Annotated in this window: 20 protein-coding genes; 12 read left to right on the top strand and 8 right to left on the bottom strand. The window is 74.3% G+C overall.

Annotated elements, in window-relative coordinates:
• Positions 1–45 precede the first annotated feature (45 nt).
• Both AC0OO9_RS13990 and AC0OO9_RS13985 read right to left on the bottom strand, forming a co-directional pair.
• Positions 46–816, bottom strand: coding sequence for a hypothetical protein (locus AC0OO9_RS13990; RefSeq protein WP_484517566.1), 771 nt, complete (start codon positions 814–816; stop codon positions 46–48).
• On the bottom strand, positions 813–1,262 hold the full coding sequence (locus AC0OO9_RS13985; RefSeq protein ID WP_484517565.1) for an NUDIX domain-containing protein: 450 nt from the start codon (positions 1,260–1,262) through the stop codon (positions 813–815). The genes AC0OO9_RS13990 and AC0OO9_RS13985 overlap by 4 nt, the downstream gene beginning before the upstream one ends.
• A gap of 181 nt (positions 1,263–1,443) precedes the next feature.
• Between AC0OO9_RS13985 and AC0OO9_RS13980 the strand changes: the two genes are divergently transcribed.
• The 3 genes from AC0OO9_RS13980 to corA all read left to right on the top strand — a co-directional run bounded on the left by AC0OO9_RS13980 (position 1,444) and on the right by corA (position 4,599).
• A complete protein-coding gene (locus AC0OO9_RS13980; protein ID WP_132240536.1) occupies positions 1,444–1,902 on the top strand; it encodes an ester cyclase in 459 nt (152 codons plus the stop codon).
• A gap of 106 nt (positions 1,903–2,008) precedes the next feature.
• Positions 2,009–3,103: an aminotransferase-like domain-containing protein gene (locus AC0OO9_RS13975; RefSeq protein WP_121397512.1), complete on the top strand. Its 1,095-nt coding sequence runs from the start codon at positions 2,009–2,011 to the stop codon at positions 3,101–3,103.
• A 437-nt stretch (positions 3,104–3,540) separates the two neighbouring features.
• Complete coding sequence (gene corA, locus AC0OO9_RS13970) at positions 3,541–4,599, top strand: magnesium/cobalt transporter CorA (protein WP_421458551.1); 1,059 nt, start codon at positions 3,541–3,543, stop codon at positions 4,597–4,599.
• A gap of 126 nt (positions 4,600–4,725) precedes the next feature.
• On the opposite strand, the gene AC0OO9_RS13965 is transcribed toward corA, so the two are convergent.
• Positions 4,726–5,538 (bottom strand): hypothetical protein, encoded by an 813-nt coding sequence (locus AC0OO9_RS13965; RefSeq protein ID WP_484517564.1) that lies wholly within the window; start codon positions 5,536–5,538, stop codon positions 4,726–4,728.
• An 84-nt stretch (positions 5,539–5,622) separates the two neighbouring features.
• Between AC0OO9_RS13965 and AC0OO9_RS13960 the strand changes: the two genes are divergently transcribed.
• Positions 5,623–6,153: a peptidylprolyl isomerase gene (locus AC0OO9_RS13960; protein ID WP_132240538.1), complete on the top strand. Its 531-nt coding sequence runs from the start codon at positions 5,623–5,625 to the stop codon at positions 6,151–6,153.
• Positions 6,154–6,247: 94 nt separating this feature from the next.
• Positions 6,248–7,162 (top strand): rhomboid family intramembrane serine protease, encoded by a 915-nt coding sequence (locus AC0OO9_RS13955; RefSeq protein WP_484517563.1) that lies wholly within the window; start codon positions 6,248–6,250, stop codon positions 7,160–7,162.
• 27 nt (positions 7,163–7,189) lie between these two features.
• Here AC0OO9_RS13955 and AC0OO9_RS13950 read toward each other — a convergent pair whose 3' ends face one another.
• A complete protein-coding gene (locus tag AC0OO9_RS13950; RefSeq protein WP_151457294.1) occupies positions 7,190–7,618 on the bottom strand; it encodes a PH domain-containing protein in 429 nt (142 codons plus the stop codon).
• A gap of 88 nt (positions 7,619–7,706) precedes the next feature.
• Here AC0OO9_RS13950 and AC0OO9_RS13945 point away from each other — a divergent pair, with 88 nt between their 5' ends.
• The 6 genes from AC0OO9_RS13945 (at position 7,707) to AC0OO9_RS13920 (ending at position 14,042) form a co-directional block, all read left to right on the top strand.
• The gene (locus tag AC0OO9_RS13945; protein WP_132240541.1) at positions 7,707–8,879 is read left to right on the top strand and encodes a thiolase family protein; all 1,173 of its coding nucleotides are present in this window, start codon (positions 7,707–7,709) and stop codon (positions 8,877–8,879) included.
• Between the two features lie 77 nt (positions 8,880–8,956).
• Positions 8,957–10,054, top strand: coding sequence for a phosphotransferase (locus AC0OO9_RS13940; RefSeq protein ID WP_484517562.1), 1,098 nt, complete (start codon positions 8,957–8,959; stop codon positions 10,052–10,054).
• A 660-nt stretch (positions 10,055–10,714) separates the two neighbouring features.
• Positions 10,715–11,227: a hypothetical protein gene (locus AC0OO9_RS13935; RefSeq protein ID WP_484517561.1), complete on the top strand. Its 513-nt coding sequence runs from the start codon at positions 10,715–10,717 to the stop codon at positions 11,225–11,227.
• 68 nt (positions 11,228–11,295) lie between these two features.
• Positions 11,296–11,988: a response regulator gene (locus AC0OO9_RS13930; RefSeq protein ID WP_484517560.1), complete on the top strand. Its 693-nt coding sequence runs from the start codon at positions 11,296–11,298 to the stop codon at positions 11,986–11,988.
• Positions 11,981–13,396 carry a sensor histidine kinase gene (locus AC0OO9_RS13925; RefSeq protein WP_484517559.1) on the top strand — a complete coding sequence of 472 codons (1,416 nt, stop codon included), beginning with the start codon at positions 11,981–11,983 and terminating at the stop codon, positions 13,394–13,396. The genes AC0OO9_RS13930 and AC0OO9_RS13925 overlap by 8 nt, the downstream gene beginning before the upstream one ends.
• A 55-nt stretch (positions 13,397–13,451) precedes the next feature.
• Positions 13,452–14,042: a hypothetical protein gene (locus tag AC0OO9_RS13920; RefSeq protein WP_484517558.1), complete on the top strand. Its 591-nt coding sequence runs from the start codon at positions 13,452–13,454 to the stop codon at positions 14,040–14,042.
• 95 nt (positions 14,043–14,137) lie between these two features.
• Here the strand turns inward: AC0OO9_RS13920 and AC0OO9_RS13915 are convergent, their stop codons facing one another.
• Positions 14,138–15,736 carry a ricin-type beta-trefoil lectin domain protein gene (locus tag AC0OO9_RS13915; protein WP_484517557.1) on the bottom strand — a complete coding sequence of 533 codons (1,599 nt, stop codon included), beginning with the start codon at positions 15,734–15,736 and terminating at the stop codon, positions 14,138–14,140.
• 157 nt (positions 15,737–15,893) lie between these two features.
• On the bottom strand, positions 15,894–18,056 hold the full coding sequence (locus AC0OO9_RS13910; RefSeq protein WP_484517556.1) for a hypothetical protein: 2,163 nt from the start codon (positions 18,054–18,056) through the stop codon (positions 15,894–15,896).
• Positions 18,057–18,177: 121 nt separating this feature from the next.
• On the opposite strand from AC0OO9_RS13910, the gene AC0OO9_RS13905 reads away from it, so the two are divergent.
• The gene (locus AC0OO9_RS13905) at positions 18,178–18,885 is read left to right on the top strand and encodes a glycosyltransferase family 2 protein (RefSeq protein WP_311410093.1); all 708 of its coding nucleotides are present in this window, start codon (positions 18,178–18,180) and stop codon (positions 18,883–18,885) included.
• Positions 18,886–18,986: 101 nt separating this feature from the next.
• Here the strand turns inward: AC0OO9_RS13905 and AC0OO9_RS13900 are convergent, their stop codons facing one another.
• Both AC0OO9_RS13900 and AC0OO9_RS13895 read right to left on the bottom strand, forming a co-directional pair.
• Positions 18,987–19,889: a transketolase family protein gene (locus tag AC0OO9_RS13900; RefSeq protein WP_484517555.1), complete on the bottom strand. Its 903-nt coding sequence runs from the start codon at positions 19,887–19,889 to the stop codon at positions 18,987–18,989.
• Between the two features lie 2 nt (positions 19,890–19,891).
• Complete coding sequence (locus AC0OO9_RS13895) at positions 19,892–20,659, bottom strand: transketolase (RefSeq protein ID WP_484517554.1); 768 nt, start codon at positions 20,657–20,659, stop codon at positions 19,892–19,894.
• Positions 20,660–20,696: the final 37 nt, after the last annotated feature.

Raw genomic sequence — 20,696 nt, 5'->3', positions numbered from 1 at the left:
GCTGGAGGATAGCCCCGGGCGGCGGCACCGCTGCGGTCAACCGGGTCAGCCGGGCAGCGCCGCCAAGTCCGCCAGCACCCCCAGCCGCTCCTCGGCGCTCAGCACGGCGTACGGGGCGGCGGCCCGCCGGTCGGTCTCCAGCTCGATGGCGAGCTGCTCCGGGCCGGGCGGCAGGGCGGCGGCGCTCGCCGCGTCGTGTCCGGCGGCGGTCCACGCGGCGGCGTGCGCGTCGGCCCGGTGGTAGCGCATCGTGCCGAGCCGGTTCAGCAGCAGCACGCCGGCCGTGGTGCCGTCCGGCTCGTAGGGCGGCGCCGTGGCGGCGAACGCGGCACCCGCTTCGGCGCCCTCCTCGTCGGCCAGCACCAGCGCGCATGTGAGTAGCCGGCCGAACGCCTCCACCAGCCGCAGCACCCGGTCCTCGTGCCCCGCCCAGAGTTCCTCGGTGACCTCCGCGTGCACCTGCCAGATCTCGGCGAGGAAGGCCAGCCCGCGCTCGGTGGCGGAGAGCCCGCCCTCGGGACTGCGGTGGATCATCCCGTACGCGACCTGCTTGTCCAGGGCCCGCCGGCACTCGACCGGGTCCCGGTAGCGGGTGACCGCGGCGAAGCCCGCCTCGTCGACCGTCCCGCCCGGCGCCGCGAGGCGGGTGCGGAACTCCAGCAGGAAGCCGGTGGCCGCCGGCCCGCCGTACCGCTGGCTCAGCTCGGCGCCGCCGCCGTCGCGGCCGGCGAGGATGCCGGCGACGAACGCACGGTCCACCGCCGGGGCGACCAGGCCGGCGAACCGGTGCGGCGCCAGCTCGACGGTGTCGTTCACAGACCGATCGAACGCAGGGCGGCGAAGCCTTCGGCCGCGATCCGGCGGATGAGGCCGTCGTTGACGTCGCGGTGCTCGTCGAGCAGGTCCAGCTCGTCGGCGGCGAGCCACCGGAACTCGATGTGCCTGCCCGCCTCCAGCGTCGGCCGGGCCAGGTCGCCGTCGACCCGGACCAGCCAGTCGCGCTCGACGCGGGCCAGGCCGTCGTCGGCGACGTAGCGGTACTCCCCGACGTGGCCGAGCACGTGCGACACCGTCCAGCCGGTCTCCTCGGTCACCTCCCGGCGCAGCGCGTCCAGCCAGTCCTCGCCCGGTTCCAGATGGCCGCCGACGATGTCCCAGCAGTTGGGAAAGATGCGCCGGTGGGGAGACCGTCGCTGGACGAAGAGTCGACCGTCGTCGTCGACGATCAGCGCGCCGGCGCAGCGTAGAGGCTCGGTGGACACGCCACGACAGTAGCGAGCGGTGGCGCGCTCCGGCGACGCCCGGCCTCGTCGCCGGTCCGGGGGCGGCCCCGATGGCCGGGCCGGCCGGAACGCCGGCACGCGCGATGGTGTGGCGGGCCGATCGACGGGTAAGGATTCCCGTGCGGGCACGGACGGGCCGTGACCCGCGACGGAGGTCCTCATGCGTGGCGCGGATCGGCTGGTCGAGCAGCAGTACGCGATGCTCCTGCGGCGGGACGTGGCCCGGCTGCCGGACCTCTACGCGGCCGACGCCTTCTACTCGATGCCCGGCGTCACGGTGCGCCCGATCGAGTTGCCCGCCCTGCTGCGCACCTGGACCGGGGCGTTCCCGGACCTGTCCGTGGACCCGCTCGGGTCGGTGCAGACGGCCGGCGGCGCGGCCGTCGAGCAGCGGCTGACCGGCACCCACACGGGCGTGCTGCACACCCCGTTCGGCACCGTCGCGCCGACCGGCCGGCTGGTGAGCTGGGACGTGGTGGACGTCGTCCGGGTCCGGCGCGGACGGATCGCGGCCTGGCGGTCCTACTTCGACTGGGGGCAGCTCATCGCGGCGCTCGGCCTGCACGTGGACGGGCTGTCCCGGGAAGCGCAGCACGACCCGCTCGGCCTTCCGGTCTGACCTGTCGCCGACCGGTCGACGCCGGTCACCCGTCCCGGTGGCTCAGGATGCGGACATCGCCGTGCCTTCCGCGCGCACCCCGTCGCCTTCCGTACGCTGAACAGCCATGACCGCCGAGCAGCTGATCTCCTTCGCCCGTGGCGCTCCTTCCCTGGACATCGTCGATGTCGAGGGGCTCAAGGCCGCCGCCGTCCGCGCGTTCGACGCCGACCCCGCCGGGGTGACCGCGTACGGCACCTCCGTCGGCTACCTCCCGCTGCGGAAGTGGATCGCCGAGAAGCACGGGGTCTCCGCCGACCAGGTGCTGATCACCAACGGGTCGTTGCAGGCGGACGCTTTCCTCTTCGACCACCTGGTCCGCCCCGGTGACGCGGTGGTGGTGGAGCGTCCGACGTACGACCGGACGCTGCTCAACCTCCAGCGGATGGGCAGCGAGTTGCACGGCGTCTCCATCCAGCCGGACGGGCTCGACACCGCCGAGCTGCGCAAGCTGCTGGAGTCCGGGGTGCGGCCCCGGCTGGCGCACGTCATCCCGAACTACCAGAACCCGGCCGGCGTGACGCTGAGCCTGGAGAAGCGCCGGGAGCTGCTCGACCTCGCGGCCGAGTACGAGTTCACGATCTTCGAGGACGACCCGTACGCCGACATCCGGTTCCGGGGCGAGGCGCTGCCGTCGATGCTCTCGCTGGACACCCGCAACGTGGTGGTGCACGCCTCCAGCTTCACCAAGACGGTCTGCCCGGGCGTACGGGTCGGCTACCTGGTGGGTCCGGCGGACCTGATCGGCGACATCGCGAAGAAGGCGACCAGCCTCTACATCTCGCCGGGCATGGTCTCCGAGGCGATCGTGCACCAGTTCTGCGTCTCCGGCGACATCGAGCGCTCGATCGAGACCGTGCGCGCCGCGCTCGGCGAGCGGGCCCGGGTGCTGGCCGAGTCGCTGCGCCGGCACATTCCGGAGGCCCGGTTCGTGGAGCCGGACGGCGGCTACTTCCTCTGGGTCGAGCTGCCCGAGGACGTCGAGGTCGACAGGCTCGCGCCGGCCGCCGCCGAGCGCGGCGTCGCCGTGGTCAAGGGCAGCGACTTCGTCGTCGACGGCGGGCGGCACGCCCTGCGGCTGGCGTACTCGGCGGTGACGGCCGACCGCATCGACGAGGGCGTGCGGCGCCTGGCGGAGGCCATGGCGGCCGTACGGAGCTGAATTTCTGTCAGATTTCTGACAGTTGGACGATCGTGGCCGCCCCGGGTCTCCCGCCGGGGCGGCCGACGGCCCACAATGCTGCGAGCGTCACTCACCACGTGTAGCGGAACTCACCGCCCGGTCCCGGCCCCCGCCGCGCCCGGCGACGGGACCGGGCCAGCCCGGCCGGCGGCACGTGGGGCGGCGCGACCAGCACAACCCCCGCCCCCAAAGGGCGCCGGGTGGGCCGTGTCGTCCCCTCACCCCCCTGAAGCGACCCGGCCCACCCGGCGCCACCCTCCCGCCGATCGTCACCGGCGGTGATCATCGACGGCGGCGTACTGTTCACCGGCGGCAGCGCGTGGGGAGGGGGCGTGATGACGGACCGGGAACGGACGACCGCGTCGAACGGCGGACGGGTGCTCAGGCCCCGGGACTGGGTGGCGCCGGTGCGGGCGATGACCCGCCGGCTCAACTCCGACACCCCCCAGCAGGCGTCCCCGCCGACCGGCCCGCAGCGCAGCGCGGTGGTCGACTGCGCCCTCTACGTGGACGGCCGCCGGCAGCCCGGCGACTGGCGGTACGCCGAGGCGCTCGCCGCGGCCCGCCGCGAGGAGCACGGCTTCGTCTGGCTCGGCCTGCACGAGCCGGAGTTGGCCGAGATGACCGCCATCGCCGCCACGTACGGGCTGCACGAACTGGCCGTCGAGGATGCGGTGAAGGCGCAGCAGCGCCCCAAGCTGGAGCAGTTCGGCGAGGTCAGCTTCCTGGTGCTGCGGACCGCCCGGTACTGCGAGCACGCCGAGCTGACCGAGCACTCCGAGGTCGTCGAGACCGGCCAGGTGATGCTCTTCATCGGCCCGAACTTCCTGATCAGCGTGCGGCACGGGGACGCCTGCCGGCTGGCCCCCGTACGCGCCGACCTGGAGACGAAGCAGGACCTGCTGCTCCAGGGTCCCTGGGCGGTGGCGTACGCGGTCACCGACCGGGTGGTGGACATCTACCTGGAGGTCGCCGACCGGCTGGAGGACGACCTCGACACGCTGGAGGCCGACGTGTTCGACCGCCAGTCCACCGGCCGGATCCAGCGGATCTACCAGATGAAGCGGGAACTGGTGGAGTTCAAGCGGGCGGTCATGCCGTTGCAGCGCCCGCTGCTGACCCTCACCGCGCAGATGAACCGCGACGTGCCGAAGGAGATCCGCCGCTACTTCCGCGACGTGCAGGACCACCTGAGCCGCACCGTCGAGCAGGTCAACTCCTACGACGACCTGCTCAACTCGATCCTCCAGGCGCGGCTGGCCCAGGTCACGGTCGACCAGAACAACGACATGCGCAAGATCGCGGCGTGGGCCGCCATCGCCGCCGTGTGGACCGCCATCGCCGGCATCTACGGGATGAACTTCGAGGTCATGCCCGAGCTGCGGATGACGTACGGCTATCCGGTCGTGCTCGCCCTGATGCTCGCGATCTCGCTCGCCCTCTACCGCTGGTTCCGCCGCAACGGCTGGCTCTGACGGACCGGGCCCGACGCGCAGCCGCCGCCGGGCGCGGACCCGGTGCCGTGGCCCCGCCGGGCGCGGAAGCGCCGGCGGTGCGGCGGGGAGCCGCTTCGCCGGCGCTTTCCGGGACCGACAGGGGTGTCAGCGGCGGCCGTTCTTGGCGCCGCCCTTGCCGAGCGCCTCGGTCAGGTCGTCCGCCGGGCGGCCCGAGGCGTCCTTGGCGCCCTCGGCCACCGACGGGACCTTGTCCGTCGCGTGGACCGTCGGCTGCTTGCCGGGGGTGGTGGTGGAGGCGCTGTCGCCGCCGGCCACCGCCGAGCTGCCGGCGCCGGTCGGGCCGCCGGCCACGCCCGAACCGCTCGACACCGTCGAGGCGTCGGTCACCGGCGTCCGGATCTCCATGGTCTCCACCTCGTCGCGCATCGGCTCCAGGGTGCGGGTCGGGTCGTACTCGGCCCACTCCTGCTGCTCCCGGCGCCGCCGCATCGCCACCGCGGCGACCCCGGCCACCGCGCCGGCCGCGAGCAGACCGGTCATCATGGACCCGCCCCGCCGGGAGTTCTTCTTCCGGGAAGCCTTCATGTTCTTCGCCTTGACCTTCCTGCCGGCAGCGACCTGCTTGGCTGCCAGGGCCTTCCTGCCGGTGACCGCCTTGCCCGCCGCCTCGGCCTGCGCCTTGCGGACGGCCAGGGCCAGCGGCGCGAGCGCGGCGACCGTGGACGCGAGGCCGCTCGACGCGCGGTCGCGCACGATGACGGCCGTCGGCGCGACGGCGCCCCGGGCCGCCTGGACGCGCGGGGTGACGGTGGCGCCGGCACCCCTCGCGGCGTACGTGGCGGCCTGCCTCAGGTGACCGAGGCCCTGGTTCAGCTCCACCTTGGCCAGCTGCCCCTGGGTCTTACGCCGCCCGATTCCAAACACGGTCCCACCTCCTGGGAGTTGTTCCTTCGTCATCCTCCACCTTCGGATGCCTCCGCACTGCCAGATCGGGCACATGGGAGGATCCGCATGGAACTGACCAACGAGTGAGGAGTACCCGTGGCCGAGGCTGTCTACGCCACCTTGCACACCAACGCTGGCCCGATCCGGCTGGAGCTCTTCCAGAACCACGCCCCGAAGACCGTGAAGAACTTCGTCGAGCTGGCGGAGGGCAACCGCGAATACATCGACCCGCGTACGGGTCAGCCGGGCAGCGGGCCGTACTACGACGGCACGATCTCGCACCGGGTGATCAGCGGCTTCATGATCCAGATGGGCGACCCGACCGGCACCGGGCGCGGTGGTCCGGGCTACAAGTTCGGTGACGAGTTTCACCCGGAGCTGCGCTTCGACCAGCCGTACCTGCTGGCGATGGCGAACGCCGGGCCGGGCACCAACGGCTCGCAGTTCTTCATCACCGTGTCGCCGACGCCGCACCTGAACAACCGGCACACCATCTTCGGGAAGGTGGCCGACGAGCAGTCCGTGAAGGTCGTCGACGCGATCGCCAACACCCCGACCGGCCCGAACGACCGGCCGCTTCAGGACGTCGTCATCGAGCGGGTCGAGATCGAGCGGACCGCTGCCTGAGCGGTCCGCGAGGTACCTTTGCCGACATGACTGAGCGCTCCGAGGGCCGGAACCGGTTGGTGGTCCGCGCGATCCGCGACGGCGGGCCGGCGTGGTGAGCGAGTCACCACCCACCACCCCGGTCTGCTACCGGCACCCCGACCGGGAGACCTACGTCCGCTGCACCCGTTGCGACCGGCCGATCTGCCCGGACTGCATGCGGGAGGCGTCGGTCGGGTTCCAGTGCCCGGAGTGCGTGGCGGAGGGACGTCGTAGCGTGCGGCCGGCGCGTACCGCCTTCGGTGGCGGTGCCGCCGGCCGCCACGGCTACGTCACCAAGGCGCTGATCGCGCTCAACGTGCTGATGATGCTGCTCTCCATCGCCTCCGACCGGGGCGGGGACGCGGTGGTCGGCGGCTCCGGCTTCGGCGGTCTGATGGGCGGCAGCACGCCCCTGACCGACTGGGGCTCGGTGCTCGGCGGCGCGATCTTCCCGGACGGCACGGTCGGCGGCATCGCCGAGGGCGAGTGGTACCGCCTGGTCACCGCGATGTTCCTGCACTACGGCGTGGTCCACCTCTTGCTGAACATGTGGGCGCTGTGGGTGCTCGGCCGGTCGCTGGAGGCCAGCCTCGGGCCGCTGCGGTTCCTGACGCTCTACATGGTGGCCGGGTTGGGCGGGAACGTCGCCGCCTACCTGTTCAGCGCCGAGAACCAACTCACCGCAGGCGCCTCCACGTCGATCTTCGGCCTGTTCGCCGCGCTGGTGGTCATCGAACGGAAGATGGGGCGGGACATCTCCCAGGTGCTCCCCGTCCTGGTGATCAACCTGGTCTTCACGTTCACCGTGCCGGGCATCTCGATCCCCGGACACCTGGGCGGCCTGGTGATCGGCGCGCTGCTGGCGCTCGTGTTCGCGTACGCCCCACGGTCGCGTCGGACGCTGGTGCAGTTCGCGGGCGGCGCGTTGATCGTGGTGGCGTTGATAGGGCTGGCCATGGTCCGAACCGCGGCCATCGTCGGCGGCTGACCCCGCCGCCCGGATGCGCGGGCCCGCTCAGTGCGGGCGGGCCTCGCGCAGGGCCTCGGCCACCTCGGCGGGATCCGCGCCGAGGTCGTGGCGGCCGAACAGGTGCAGCGACTCCCCCGCGTCGATCTCCAGCAGTTCGCTGGTCAGGCCCCGCCGCGCGCGGCGGTCCACGGTCACCTTCTCGACGGCCGACCAGGGCAGCCGCCGGTGTCCCGCGAAGCCCCGGACGACCGTGATCCCGTCCGGGTCGACCGCGAGCCGGACGGGCGCGACGAGGTCGCGCGCGGCCCAGCCGGCGAGCGCGGCGGCCGTGAGCACGGCCAGCGCCAGCCGGATCGGGTCGCTCCCGTCGAGGAGCAGGGCCAGCGCGAGCAGCGCGACCGCGCCGGTCAGCTTGAGCGCCGGCAGGGTGGGCGGCACCCGCCACTGCCGGGTCGGGGCCGGGTGTGCAGCCATCCGTTCAGCATGCCAGGGCACCGGGGGAGGACGCCCGGCCCGCCGACGACGTAAGATCGGGGCCGGCCCAAGTTACCGGGGAGTAGTCATGAGTGACGCAGTCATCGTCGGCGCGGTACGCACCCCGGTGGGGCGGCGCAAGGGCAGCCTGGCCGCCGTGCACCCGGTCGACCTCTCGGCGCACGTGCTGCGTGCCCTCGCCGAGCGCACCGGCATCGACCCGGCGCAGGTCGACGACGTGATCTGGGGCTGTGTCTCCCAGGTCGGCGACCAGTCGTGGAACGTCGCCCGCAACGGCGTGCTCGCCGCCGGCTGGCCCGAGTCGGTGCCCGGCACCACACTCGACCGGCAGTGCGGCTCCAGCCAGCAGGCCCTGCACTTCGCCGCCGCCACCGTCCTCTCCGGCCAGGCCGACCTGGTCGTCGCCGGTGGCGTCGAGTCGATGACCCGGGTCGCGATGGGCTCCAGCGTGGCCGGCGGGTCGCCCTTCAGCGACCAGCTGCGCGACCGCTACCGCGGCGTCGAGGGCTTCGCCGACGACGCGCCGCTGCCGTTCAACCAGGGCGTCGGGGCGGAGCTGATCGCCGAGCGCTGGCGCTTCTCCCGCGCGCAGCTCGACGAGTTCGCCCTCGCCAGCCACGAGAAGGCCGCCGCCGCGCAGGACGCCGGCGCCTTCGACGCCGAGATCGCCCCGGTCGCCCTGGCCGACGGCGGCAAGTTCGCCGCCGACGAGGGCATCCGGCGGGACACCTCGCTGGAGAAGCTCGGCGAGCTGGCCACCCCGTTCCGCCCCGACGGCGTCGTCACCGCCGGCTCCGCGTCGCAGATCTCCGACGGCGCGGCGGCGCTCGCCGTCACCACGAGCGAGTGGGCCAGCCGGCACGGCCTGCGCCCGCTGGCCCGCGTGCACACCGCCGTCGTCGCCGCCGACGACCCCGTCACCATGCTCACCGCGCCCATCCCGGCCACCGCGAAGGCGCTGCGCCGCGCCGGGCTGGGCATCGAGGAGATCGGGGTGTACGAGGTGAACGAGGCGTTCGCGCCGGTGCCGCTGGCCTGGCTGGCGGAGACCGAGGCGGACCCGGAGCGGCTCAACCCGCGCGGCGGCGCGATCGCCCTCGGCCACCCGCTCGGCGGATCCGGCGCCCGGATCATGACCACCATGCTCGCCCACATGCGGGACAACGACATCCGCTACGGCCTCCAGACGATGTGCGAGGGCGGCGGCATGGCCAACGCGACAATCGTCGAGCTGCTGTAGGGCGCACCGCCGAGCTGCCGTGGGGCGACGGGAAAACCCGTGGTCCCGCGGCACGGGCGGCGGCTAGGTTGCCCGGCGTGACCGAGTTGCCCGGCGTGCCTGACGCCACCACGCCGCCCGCCGACCAGGCGACCACGCCACGCGCCCACCGGGCGACCACACCACCTGTCGACTGGACGGACCCGCACTGGCGGGATGCCGCGCTCGGCTGGGTCGGCGACCAACTCGGCCGGCACGGCCGGCGGATCGTCGGGCCGGTCGAGCCCCGGGTCCGACCCTGGTCGCTGGTCTGGCGGGTGCCCACCGACGCCGGCGACGTCTGGTTCAAGGCGAACAACCCCGGCACCCGGCACGAGGCGGCGCTGCTGGCCGCGTTGGCCCGGCTCGCCCCCGGCCGGGTGCTCGACCCGGTCGCCGTGGACGCCGAGCGCGGCTGGTCCCTGCTGCCCGACGGCGGCCGGACGTTGCGCGATGCGCTGGGTGGCGACCGGACGTTGCGCGATGCGCTGGGTGGCGACCGGAGCCTGCTGAGCCGCTGGGAACGGGTCCTGCCCGAGTACGCCGACCTGCAGCGCGTGGTCGCGTCCGGGGCCGGCGAACTGCTCGCCCTCGGCGTGCCCGACCACCGGCCGGAGATGCTGCCGGAGCTGTTCGAGGCGTTGCTGGACGACGAGGAGTCGCTGCTGCTCGGGGCGGAGGACGGGCTCACCGCCGATGCGTACGGGCGGCTGCGCGCCCACCGGCCCGCCTTCGCCGAGGACTGCCGGCGGCTGGCCGCGTCGGGCCTCACGCCGACCGTCCAGCACGACGACCTGCACGACGGCAACGTGTTCGTGGCCGGCGACGGGCACCGCTTCTTCGACTGGGGCGACGCCTCCGTGGCCCACCCGTTCGGCACCCTGCTGGTGACGCTCAACTCGGTCGCGGACGCGTTCGGGCTGCCCGAGGGCGACCCGGCGCTGGCGCGGCTGCGCGACGCCTACCTGGAGCCGTGGTTGGACGGGCACGACCGGGCGACGCTGCGCGAGGCGGCCCGCCTGGCCGTCCGCGTCACCCGGGTCAGCCGGGCGCTCTCCTGGCGCCGCGCCCTGCGCAGCGCCGACCCGACCCGAGCGGAGTACGCGGCTGCGGTGCCCGGCTGGTTGCAGGAACTGTTCGCGCCGGATCCGGTCTGAGCCGGACGTCGGCGGCGCCGGTGTCGGACGTGCCGGTGTCGGCGCGACGCCGGCCGACCGGCCCTTCGGCGGCCGGCGCTCAGGCCGCCCAAGCGGTGCGTCGGGTGGTTGTGGTGCGTCGTGGTGGGGTGTGGCCCGCCGTGCCCGGCTCCGGGCGGTCAGGCTTGATCCCTGCGCCGGGCACGGCGGGCCACACCCCGTCGGTGCCTACTCTCGCGTCCGCCCCTCGGGCTCCTACCGGAGATCTTGGCAAGAAACGGCCCCTCCGGGGGCTGTTTCGTACCAAGATCTCCACCGGTGATCCGGTGATCCGGTGATCCGGTGATCCGGTGATCCGGTGATCCGGTGATCCGGTTACCCCTGGGCTCGGGGAGCCGTGGCGTCGGCCCGGGCGATCACGGCGGTGGCGTTGTCGCCGCCGCCAGCTTCCCAGGGTGCCGTGGAGCAGGTCCCGCGCCGCCTCTTCGGGTCGCGGTGCTGCCAGGAGTTCCCGCATCAGGTGGTAGTCGAGCTGGTCGCTGACGCCGTCGGTGCAGAGCAGCCAGACGTCGCCGGGGCGCGGCGACACCGCGAGCAGGTGCGCCTCCGGCTCGTCGCGTGGAAGTTCCAAAATTCCCGCGTGACCCACGTCACCCCAGGTCGCGCCTCGTTGGGCAGGGCATGGACGTCTTCTCCCGAACGTTCCTCCCGGCCGCCACCGAGGCCGGGTTGGCGGTGCAGACCGTCACCCGGCACATGCCGGTCTTCCGGCGCTGCGTCGGTTCCGGCGACGCCACCATCCTCGTCACCCGGTGCGCCCGGCCGGACCGCCCGATGGCCGGCGAGTACCTGCTCCTGCTGACCCACCGACGGCTGGTCGTCACCCAGCAGACCCGCGTGCTGCACCGGCTGCGCCTGCACCTCAACACGGAACTGCGCGAGCTCAGCAACGTCACCTGGAGCCCCGACCCGCGCCTGCACTCGGTCGAGCTGGCGGCCACCGCGATCGACGGGATCCGCGAGCGGTTCCTCATCCGCACCCGCCACCCGAAGCAGGTGTGGCAGCTCGACGCGCTGCTCAACCACGCCTTCCGGACCCGGCTGCGGACGCCCCGGGAGCGGCTCGTCGCCACCATCGGCGAGGTGCCGCCGGTCGCGCGGCCGGTCGCCTTCCGGCCCGCCGTGGTGCGCTGACCGTCTTCTTACCGAATCCGAACATCCGCTGACCCGCGCGGCGGCACCGGGTCGGCAATCATGGGCCGGTGACCGTCGACGCCGCGCCTCGCGGGCTCGTCCTCGTGGTGGAGGACGAGCCGGCCATCGCCGACCTGGTCCGGCTCTACCTGAACCGGGACGGCTTCGGCGTACACCTGGAACGGGACGGGGCGGCCGGGCTGGCCGCCGCCCGCCGCCTGCGCCCGGTGGCCTGCGTCCTCGACATCGCGCTGCCCGCCATGACCGGCACCGAGGTCTGTCGCCGCCTGCGCGAGGCTGGCGACTGGACGCCGGTCATCTTCCTCACCGCCCGCGACGACGAGGTGGACCGCGTCGTCGGGCTGGAACTGGGGGCGGACGACTACGTCACCAAGCCGTTCAGCCCCCGCGAACTGGTCGCCCGGGTGCGGGCGGTGCTGCGGCGCACCGCCGGGACGCCCGAGGGCACGGGCCTGCCCCGGGTCGTCGGCGCGGTGGCCCTCGACCCGACCCGCCGGACGGTGACGGTCGCGGGCACCCCGGTCCAGCTCACCTCCACCGAGTTCGACCTGCTGGCGCACCTGATGGCCCGACCGGGGCGGGTCTTCACCAGGGAGGAGCTGCTCGCCGGGGTCTGGGGGTACGCGGCGCACGCCGGCACCCGGACCGTCGACGTGCACGTCGCACAGGTCCGGGCGAAGCTGGGCGCGGCCGGCGTGATCCGCACCCACCGGGGCGTCGGGTACTCCGCCGATGGCTGAGCCGACCGTCGCGCCGCCGCCACGGCACCGTCCCGGCCGGACGCTGACCTCCCGCGCGGTGCTGGTCACCTGCGCGGTCGCCCTGGTCTCGGTGCTGGTCACCGCGATCGTCGCGGTGCCCCTGGCGGTACGTGGCGTGGAGCGGCATGACCGGGAGGCGTTGGCCGCCCAGGCCCGGCTCGCGGCCGAGGTGCTGCGCCCCAGGCTGGAGACCGGACGGACCACCGACGAGGAGCGCATCGTCCGGCAGTTGAACGCCCAGGGCGTCGACGCGTACCTCGTCCGGGGCGGGGCGGCCGAGCGCCCAGGCCTGCCGCCACGGGTGGTGCGGCGTGTCGCCGAGGGGCGTAACGTGTCGACCCGCCGCGTGATCGACGGGCGGCGCACGCTGATCGAGGGGCGCGCCCTGCCCGGCGGCGACGGGGTGGTGCTGACCCGGGCCCGGCCCGCCGCGCCGTGGCGGCAGGTGGTGCCCAGCCTCTGGCTGCCGCTGCTGGCCGGGCTCGCCGCCGGGGTGGCCGCCGGGCTGCTGCTCGCCCGCCGGCTGGCCCGACCGATCCGGCGCGCCGCCGACGCCGCCGCCCGGCTGCGCGCCGGGGACCGGGCGGTACGCGTGCCGGTGGAGCCGCCCGACGAGGTGGCCGACCTGGCGTACGCGCTGAACGGGCTGGCCGCCGCGCTGGCCACGAGCGAGGGCCGGCAACGGGAGTTCCTGCTCTCCGTCTCGCACGAGTTGCGCACCCCGTTGACCGCGATCCGGGGCTACGCCGAGGCACTGGCCGACGGGGTGATCGGGCCGGCGGACGCGGCCGACGCCGGTCGTACCGTGCTCGCGGAGGCGCGGCACCTGGACCGGCTGGTCAGCGACCTGCTGGCGCTGGCCCGGCTGGAGGCCGCCGACTTCCCGCTCGAACCGGTGCCGGTGGACCTCGCCCGGCTGGCCGCCGACGCGGGCCGGACCTGGGCCGACCGGTGCGCGGCGGTGGGGGTGCCGTTCCGCGCGGAGGTCCCGGACGCGCCGGTGCCGGTCCACACCGATCCGGGCCGGATCCGGCAGGTGGTGGACGGGCTGCTGGAGAACGCGCTGCGGGTCGTACCGCCGGGGGCGCCGATCGTGCTCGCGGTCCGGGCGGCCGGCGCGGACCCACTGGCGGGCGGCGTCGTCGAGGTCCGCGACGGCGGACCGGGCCTCACCGACGACGACCTGGCGGTCGCCTTCGAGCGCGGCGCCCTGCACCAGCGTTACCGGGGGGTGCGCAAGGTCGGCAGCGGGTTGGGGCTGGCGCTCGCCGCCGGCCTGGTCCGCCGGCTCGGCGGGGACGTCGCGGCCGGGCACGCGCCGGAGGGCGGCGCCGCGTTCACCGTCCGGCTGCCCCCGGATCCTTACCGGATCCGAACATCGCTCTGACCCTCCGCTCGCCGGTGGGCGGGAGGCTGGGGTTCCACGGACGAGAGGGAGACCCATGGCACGTTGGGGAATCGCCACCACCACGCTGCTCGCGGCGGTCGCGCTCGGCGTCGGCGGATGCGGTGCCGCCGGACCGGCCGGTCAGCCGGCCCGGGAGACCGCCGTCGAGGTCGCTGCGGTGCTGGGCGCGGAGGGCCAGGCGCTGGCCGCGCTGGGCTTCGACGCCGGCGACCTGGACGTCGAGCCGCTGGCCGCACCCGCCTCGCCGGAGGCGTCGCCGGGCGCGGCCGGGGAGAAGCGGCGGGAACGCGCCGAGGAGCGCCGCGAGCGCCGGCAGGCCCGGGTGCTGCTGCGGCGGGACGCCCTGCACGGCGAGGCCGTGGTGCGGACGAAGGACGGCGGTACGCGGACCGTCGCCGTGCAGCGGGGCGAGGTGACCGCCGTCGACGGCGACTCGATGACCGTGAAGTCCGCCGACGGCTTCACCATGACCTGGACCTTCGGCGACAAGCTGCGCGTCGTGGAGCGTCGCACGACGATCCGGTCCGCCGACGTGAAGGTCGGCACGACGGTCGGCGTGGCCGGTGCCAAGGAGGGCGACGGCGGGGTCGCCCGCCTGGTGGTCGTGCCGGCCCGGCAGAAGTAGGTGGGGGTGTGGCCCGTCGGCGACAGCGGGCCACCCCACGCCGGTCGGCGCGGGCGGTGCCACCCGGGGAGGGCGGCACCGCCCGCGCGGGCGGCTCAGTAGACGCGGGAGCCGATGAAGTCGTCGTGCCCGTAGCCGACCGGGTTGGCGAAGTTGCGGGACTCGAAGGACCACTGCTGGCGGCTGCTGGTGGAGCAGGCGGCCAGGCGCAGCCGGGGGGTGCCCAGCAGCGGGTTGTCGAACGCCAGGCAGAGGTTGGCGTTGCCGGCCGCCTTGATCTGGTTGCCGGCCAGCACGAACTTCTGGTTGGCGCCGCCGTGGCAGTCGTGGATGTTCACCGCCGTGCCGGCGCTCAGCGACCCGCCCGAGACGTCCAGGCAGCGGTCGTGGGAGAGCTCCGAGTGCAGCGACTGGCGGGTCGGGTCGTACCAGAAGCCCTGGTTGCGCCCGCCGTGACAGCCGTACGACTGCTGGGGGGTGCCGTTGCGCGAGTCGTAGCCCTTGCCGTCGACGCAGGTGCCCGTGGCGGCGTTGCGCAGCTGCTTGAACTCGAAGAGCCCGTCGTAGAGCACGCCGTTGCCGGTGCTGGCCGGGTCCACGCAGGTCGCCCGCTGTCGCCCGGAGTCGACGAACTGGGTGACGCACTGGGCGAACATGCCGTGCCCCCGCTTGTTCGGGTGGAACGACTGCCGGGCCGCGTTCTCGTCCCAGACGCCGATCTCGATGAACAGGCCGCGTACGGAGGTGCTGTCGGTGCACACCTCGTGGCCGTGGAAGAGCCGGCTGGCGTCCAGGTAGCGGGTGCCCGTGTTGGTCGCCGCCGCCCGCAGCGCCGACTCGAACATCGGCACCGCCTTGTTCCGGGCGAACGCGGCGTCGGCCAGGTAGAGCAGGCAGCCGCCCGCGTACCAGCCGGGGAAGTTCGGGTTGTCCTCCACGTCCGGGCTGCCCGGGCTCGGGTACGACATCAGCACCAGCTCGTAGTCCGAGCGCAGGTAGCCGGCGCCCGTCATCGTCTGCCGGATGTCGGTGAGCGCGTCCTCGACCGCCCGCCGGCTGCCGTCGGTGCGGACGCTCCACTGGTCGGTGTAGGTGGGGTGGCAGGCGCCCTGGAGGAGGACCCGGCGGACGGCGCAGTCGGTGGCGACCGGGCCGAACTGGATCGTGCCGTCGCCGTTGGCGCCGACCACCACCCAGATCAGCTTGATGTGCGTGTTGCGCGCCTTGATGGCCAGGTGGTCGCCCTGGTTCAGCTCGTTGTGCTGGGTGGGCCCGCCCCGGATCAGGTTCCACGGGGTCGCGCCGGAGCAGGCGATGTTGTACTTCTCGTCGGCGGTGAGGCCGGTGCGGAACACCGCCTGGTCGTACGAGCGGTCGCACCAGTTGCCGGGCTCGTGGGTGCCGGGCACGTAGTTGCCCACCCCCTCGCCCGAGATCTCGCTGTCGCCCATGGTGATCAGCGCGGTGCGGCGCTGCTCGATGGGGCGGACGGCGGGCGTGCCGTAGAGCGCGGTGGCCTCGGCGGCGCGGATCGTCTCCAGGTTGGCGGGGAGCGGCTGGACGGCCGGACGGTCGGCCGCGGTGGCGGGGGAGGCCGTTCCGGCGAGCATCGGCAGGACGAGAGCGGCGGCGGCGACGACGGTGAGGGCCCGTCGTCGGGTCGCGCGTTCGCGCCTGGTGGAGGAACCAAGCATCGACGCACTCCTTTCGAACTCGATCGCGGGACGTCGATCGAGTTACCAGAAGGTAGCGTCGGCTTCGAGGTATGTGAATGCGTCTCGTAATTGTTGCGCGCAGAGTGCAGAACAGGGCGATCCGGTCGAATCGCGCGGCGGCCGGCTTCCCGGCGGGTCAGCTCCCCGGCGGGAGGGCGTAGCCCACGTAGCCCCGGAACTGCACGCGCCAGCCCGCCGGCACCAGCGCCGTGCACGCCGGCCGGCTGCCCGTGCAGACGATGGCGTCCACCGAGGCCGGGTCGGCCGGCGGACGCCCCGGCAGCACCGACTGGAGCGCCACCAGCTCCGGCGGGCGGCCGTCCGCGCCGCGCAGCAGCAGCCACCAGGGGTACTCCCAGTTGTCGTTCTGCTGCACCAGGCCGATCCGGCGGGCGTCCGTCGCGCGTACCGCCTCGGCGGCCCAGCGGAACTCCTCCGCCCACTGGGGACGCCGCAGGAACCGGGTGTCCCATTCGGAGGTGGTGAAGACCGAGCCCGCCCCGACCAGCCGGCGCGGGAAGCCGTACGACACCGCCAGCACCCCGGCCAGCGCGCAGCCGGCCAGCACGCTCACCGCGAGCCCGAAGGCCACCGGCCGCCGTCCACCCGCGCCGCCGGCCCGGCGCCGGAACAGCGCGTCCAGCCAGAGCCCCGCCAGCGGTACGGCCAGCGCCAGCGCGTAGAGCAGCAGGCGGTTCCCCCACGGCTGCCACTTGATCATGGCGGTGTGCAGCAGCACGGCCGCCACCACGACGACGGCGTACGCGCGCAGCGGACCCGCCTGCGCCGGGGCGACCCGACCGGGCCGGACCAGCGCGTACGCCGCCCCGATCGCCGCCAGCGCCCCGGCCAGCGGGAAGGCCACCCGGTCCTCGTCCGGATACCACGACGGCACCGGGAACCGTTCCCGCCCGAAGGTGGTGGCCCGGTCCTGCGGGTCCACCCCGATGATCCCGGCGGCGCCGACGATCGCCTCGGCACCCGCCCGGCGCAGCGGCGCGAGCGGCGTGTCGAACGCGGTGTGCGCGATCCGCAGCGCGTTGACCAGCAGCGACGGCGGGTCGTGCCGTTCCATCGGAATGGACTCGCGCAGCCGGGGCGGCCCGAGCGGATGCCCGAACTCGGCGGTCACCCGGGCCAGGAACGGCCCGACCACCACCACCGCCACCAGCAGGATCAGCGTCGACCCGGCGACCGTCCGACGCACCTGCCGCCGCGACCGGACGCCACCGACCCGGGCCAGCCGGAGCTGGGCCAGCCCCCAGAGCAGCAGCAGCGGCCCGACCGCGACCAGGCCGCTGGTCTTGGTCAGCGCGGTCAGCCCGGTGGCCGCCCCCAGCGCCAGCACCGCCCCGGCCCCGGCGCGCCGGCGCAGCCCGTCCAGCGCCACCGTTGCCGCGCAGGCCACCCAGGCGGCGCAGACCAGGTCCGTCTGGGTGCTGGTCGCCTGGAGCGCCACCATCGGGGTGGTGGCGAGCACGAACGCGGTCAGCAGCTGGGCCCGCCGTCCCCCGCCGAGCTGCGCGGTGATCCGGGTAGCCGCCAGCAGTACGCCGACGCCGGCCGCCCACTGCACCAGGTGGTGCAGCGCGTCCCCGCCGGTGAACAGGCGCAGGTGCAGCAGCAGGTACTCGGCGCCGGGCGGGATGGTCACCTGCCGGTGGATGGCGGTGGGCCAGAAGTCCAGGCCGCCCTGCGCCACCCAGCGCTCCACCTTCGGCAGGTGGTAGGTCTGCGAGTCGAAGTTGTTCGGCTCGGCCAGCAGGGCGATCAGCAACTCGACCAGCAGCAGCCCGCCGACCGTGCCGGCGAGCAGCCGCTCACCCCGGCCCGCCGTACGCCAGGCGTCAGCCAGCCGGGTCCACCAGCCGGCGGGGCGGGGTGCGACGCGGCGCGCGGCGGCCGGCGGCGGCGGAGGGGGCGGGGCGCCGACGGCCGGGCCGGCCGTCGCGCCGACCAGCGCGGGCTCGGGCGCGGCGACGACCTCGACCGCGCGGTGCGCGGCGGCGACCACGTCCGTGCCGCGCGCTTCGTCCCGGCGGCGTCGCCAGCCGACGGCGGCGAGCGCACCGGCGAGGAACGTCAGCCAGGCCACGGCGAACGCCGGCAGGGTGAGCAGCCGCAGCGCGCCCAGCAGTTCCACCGTGAGCACCGCGAACGCCCCGGTCACCAGAGCCGCCCGGACCAGCGCGAGGCGCCGCCCCGCCACGGTCCCGGCCGCGACCGGACGGAGCGCGACGGCGAGCAGTCCGATCGCGGCGACCGGCGCCAGGGCGAGCGGGTAGCCGACTGCCGACATGGCGGCAGTAAACACCATGAACCTGAGGTCGCCGCGCCCAATGCCCGCAGTGCTGAGCACCGCGTCGTCAACCGCCAGGCTAGGCTAGGGCCGACATATCGTCGCCACCGTGGAGATTCCCGTGAAGCTCTCGATCCTCATGCCGGTCTACAACGAGGAAGAACGCATCGCGGATGCCCTCAAGCAGGCATTGGCGGTCGACTACCCGTGTGAGATCGAGCTGGTCGTGGTCGACGACGGCAGTCGGGACGGCACCGGTGAGATCCTCGGTCGGGCCGACGACGCGCGCCTGCGGGTCATCACCCACCAGCGTAACGCCGGCAAGGGTGCCGCCATCAAGACGGCGGTCGACAACGCCGAGGGCGACTACATGGTCATTCTCGACGCCGACCTGGAATACGACCCGCTGGACATCCCGAAGCTGCTCGACCCGGTGCTCGACGGGCGGGCCACGGTGGTCTACGGCAATCGCACCTTCGGCAGCCACAGCGCCTACAGCTTCTGGTACGTGATGGGCAACAAGGGCGTCACGATGGCGGCGAACGTCCTGTTCAACTCCTACATCGGCGACCTGGAGACCTGCTTCAAGCTGATGCCGGTCGCGCTCTACCGCTCGCTCGACATCCGCTCGCGCGGCTTCGGCATGGAGGCCGAGGTGACCGGCAAGCTGCTGCGCCAGCGCATCCGCCCCTACGAGGTCCCGATCAGCTACCGGGCGCGGGGCCGCGAAGAGGGCAAGAAGATCACCTGGAAGGACGGCGTCGAGGCGATCTGGATCCTGGGCCGCGAGCGCACCCGCCGCCGCCCCCTCGGCGCCCCGACCCGCTGACCCCTCCCGCCCTCCCGCTTCGCCTCCCCGCCGCCGCCGGCCTCCCCGCCGCCGCGGCCGGCGTGACTCAATGGCCGGCGTGACTCAGCGGCCGGCGTGACTCAGCGGCCGGCCGACACCGGCGCCGCGTCCAGGAAGCCGGCGACCGAACGGTGCAGCCCGGCGGCGTCCAGCCCGTGCCAGCGGGTGTGGTCCTCGGCCGAGCCGTAGCGGCGCAGCTCCTCCCGTCCCACGCCGAGCGCCAGCAGCCGGTGCGGCCGGTCGGCCAGGGCCGCCGACACCACCCGGGCCGACGTACCGGCCAGGTAGGGCTCCACCAGGATCACCGCGTCGCCGGCCAGCGCCCGCAGCCCCGCCGTGTCGAACGGCCGCGGCCGGTGGGTGTAGGCCACCGTCACGCCCAGGTCGGCCACCGCCGCCACCGCCGCGTCCAGCACCGGCCCCACCGCGACCAGCAGCGGTGCGCCCGGCCCCGCGTCCCGGACGACCCGCAGCGCGCCGTCGCCGCCGTACGGACGGGCGTTGTGCAGCGTCGACAGTCGCAGGTACGCCGAGCCGTCGGCGGCCACCGCGTCCCGCAGCAGCGCCGGCACCTCGTCGGGGTGACCGGGGACGTGCACGGTCCAACCGTGCAGGGTGTCGATCAACGAGACGTCGGCCGGGGACAGGTGGGTCCGGCCTGCGGCCGCCCGGTCGTACGACGCGCCGATGCTGACCAGCACCGCGCCCACGCCCTGGTGGTCCAGGTCGAGCTTGAGCTGCTCGTACGCCCGCTCGACGAGGAACGGGGCGTAGCTGTGCGCGATCGGCCGGAGCCCGGTCAGGGCGAGCCCGCCGGCCACGCCCACCAGCAGTTGTTCCCGGATGCCGACGTTCAGCACCCGGTCCGGGTGCCGGTCCTCGGCCGGCTCGAACGCGTCGGCGGAGATGTCGGCCAGCACCAGGGCCGTACGCGGATCCTCCGCCAGCAGCGCGGTGGTGGTCTCGATGAAGCGGTCCCGCACGGTCACTCCCCCTGGTCGACGACCGCGACGACGACGTGCGGCCGGTGGTTGTCGTGCCCGGTCAGGGCGGTGTGCAGGGCGTCGTGGTCGTGCCCGTCGACGGTGGTGGCGGTCCAGCCGTTGACGGTGAACCGGGCCGCGGCGCCGCCCGCCCAGCCGTGCGTGGCGGAGCCGTTGTCGACCACGATCGCGGTCAGGCTGCCCAGCCCGGTCGCCCCCGCGTACGCGATCGCCTCGTGGTTGGAGCCCTCGTCGAGTTCCGCGTCGCCGAGCAGCACGTGCACCCGGGGCGTCAGCAGGCCCTGGGCGCGCAGCCCGAGCGCGGTGCCCACGCCGAGCCCGAGCCCGTGACCCAGCGAGCCGGAGCCGATCTCCACCCCGGGCACCAGCACCCGGTCGGGGTGGTCGCCGAGCCGGCTGGCGGGCCCGCCCTGGTCGTCGAGCCAGCCGGCGGGGATGAACCCCTTCGCGGCGAGTACGGCGTAGTAGCCGGCCACGGCGTGGCCCTTGGAGAGCAGGAACCGGTCCCGCCCGGGGTCGTCGACGGTCTCCGGGGTGACCCGGAGGACCCGGTCGTAGAGCACCCAGAGCACGTCGACGGTGGAGCGGACGTTCGGGCTGAACTCCCGACCCGCGCGCACCCGCTCGTACAGCGGCGCGACGGGTCCCGGCAGCGGCGGGGCGCCCGGGTGGCGGGGTGGCGCGGCGGTGGGGTCACGGGGTGGCGCGGCGGTCGGGGCCGGACCCGCGCTGGCGGTGGTCGTGGTCATGCCGCTAGCCTGCAAGTTGAAGTCCACTTGAACTCAA

The sequence above is a fragment of the Micromonospora sp. USAFONa4 genome, assembly GCF_057197825.1.
The sequence above is the reverse complement of the archived record's forward strand: the minus strand, read 5'-3'. Positions and strand labels throughout refer to the sequence as shown.

Coding starts and splice junctions, on each gene's coding strand:
- AC0OO9_RS13915 (WP_484517557.1), bottom strand. CDS start 15,736: ATGCTTGGTTCCTCCACCAGGCGCGAACGCGCGACCCGACGACGGGCC.
- AC0OO9_RS13895 (WP_484517554.1), bottom strand. CDS start 20,659: ATGACCACGACCACCGCCAGCGCGGGTCCGGCCCCGACCGCCGCGCCA.
- AC0OO9_RS13975 (WP_121397512.1), top strand. CDS start 2,009: ATGACCGCCGAGCAGCTGATCTCCTTCGCCCGTGGCGCTCCTTCCCTG.
- AC0OO9_RS13965 (WP_484517564.1), bottom strand. CDS start 5,538: ATGACGAAGGAACAACTCCCAGGAGGTGGGACCGTGTTTGGAATCGGG.
- corA (WP_421458551.1), top strand. CDS start 3,541: ATGACCCGCCGGCTCAACTCCGACACCCCCCAGCAGGCGTCCCCGCCG.
- AC0OO9_RS13950 (WP_151457294.1), bottom strand. CDS start 7,618: ATGGCTGCACACCCGGCCCCGACCCGGCAGTGGCGGGTGCCGCCCACC.
- AC0OO9_RS13945 (WP_132240541.1), top strand. CDS start 7,707: ATGAGTGACGCAGTCATCGTCGGCGCGGTACGCACCCCGGTGGGGCGG.
- AC0OO9_RS13920 (WP_484517558.1), top strand. CDS start 13,452: ATGGCACGTTGGGGAATCGCCACCACCACGCTGCTCGCGGCGGTCGCG.
- AC0OO9_RS13925 (WP_484517559.1), top strand. CDS start 11,981: ATGGCTGAGCCGACCGTCGCGCCGCCGCCACGGCACCGTCCCGGCCGG.
- AC0OO9_RS13980 (WP_132240536.1), top strand. CDS start 1,444: ATGCGTGGCGCGGATCGGCTGGTCGAGCAGCAGTACGCGATGCTCCTG.
- AC0OO9_RS13935 (WP_484517561.1), top strand. CDS start 10,715: ATGGACGTCTTCTCCCGAACGTTCCTCCCGGCCGCCACCGAGGCCGGG.
- AC0OO9_RS13910 (WP_484517556.1), bottom strand. CDS start 18,056: ATGTCGGCAGTCGGCTACCCGCTCGCCCTGGCGCCGGTCGCCGCGATC.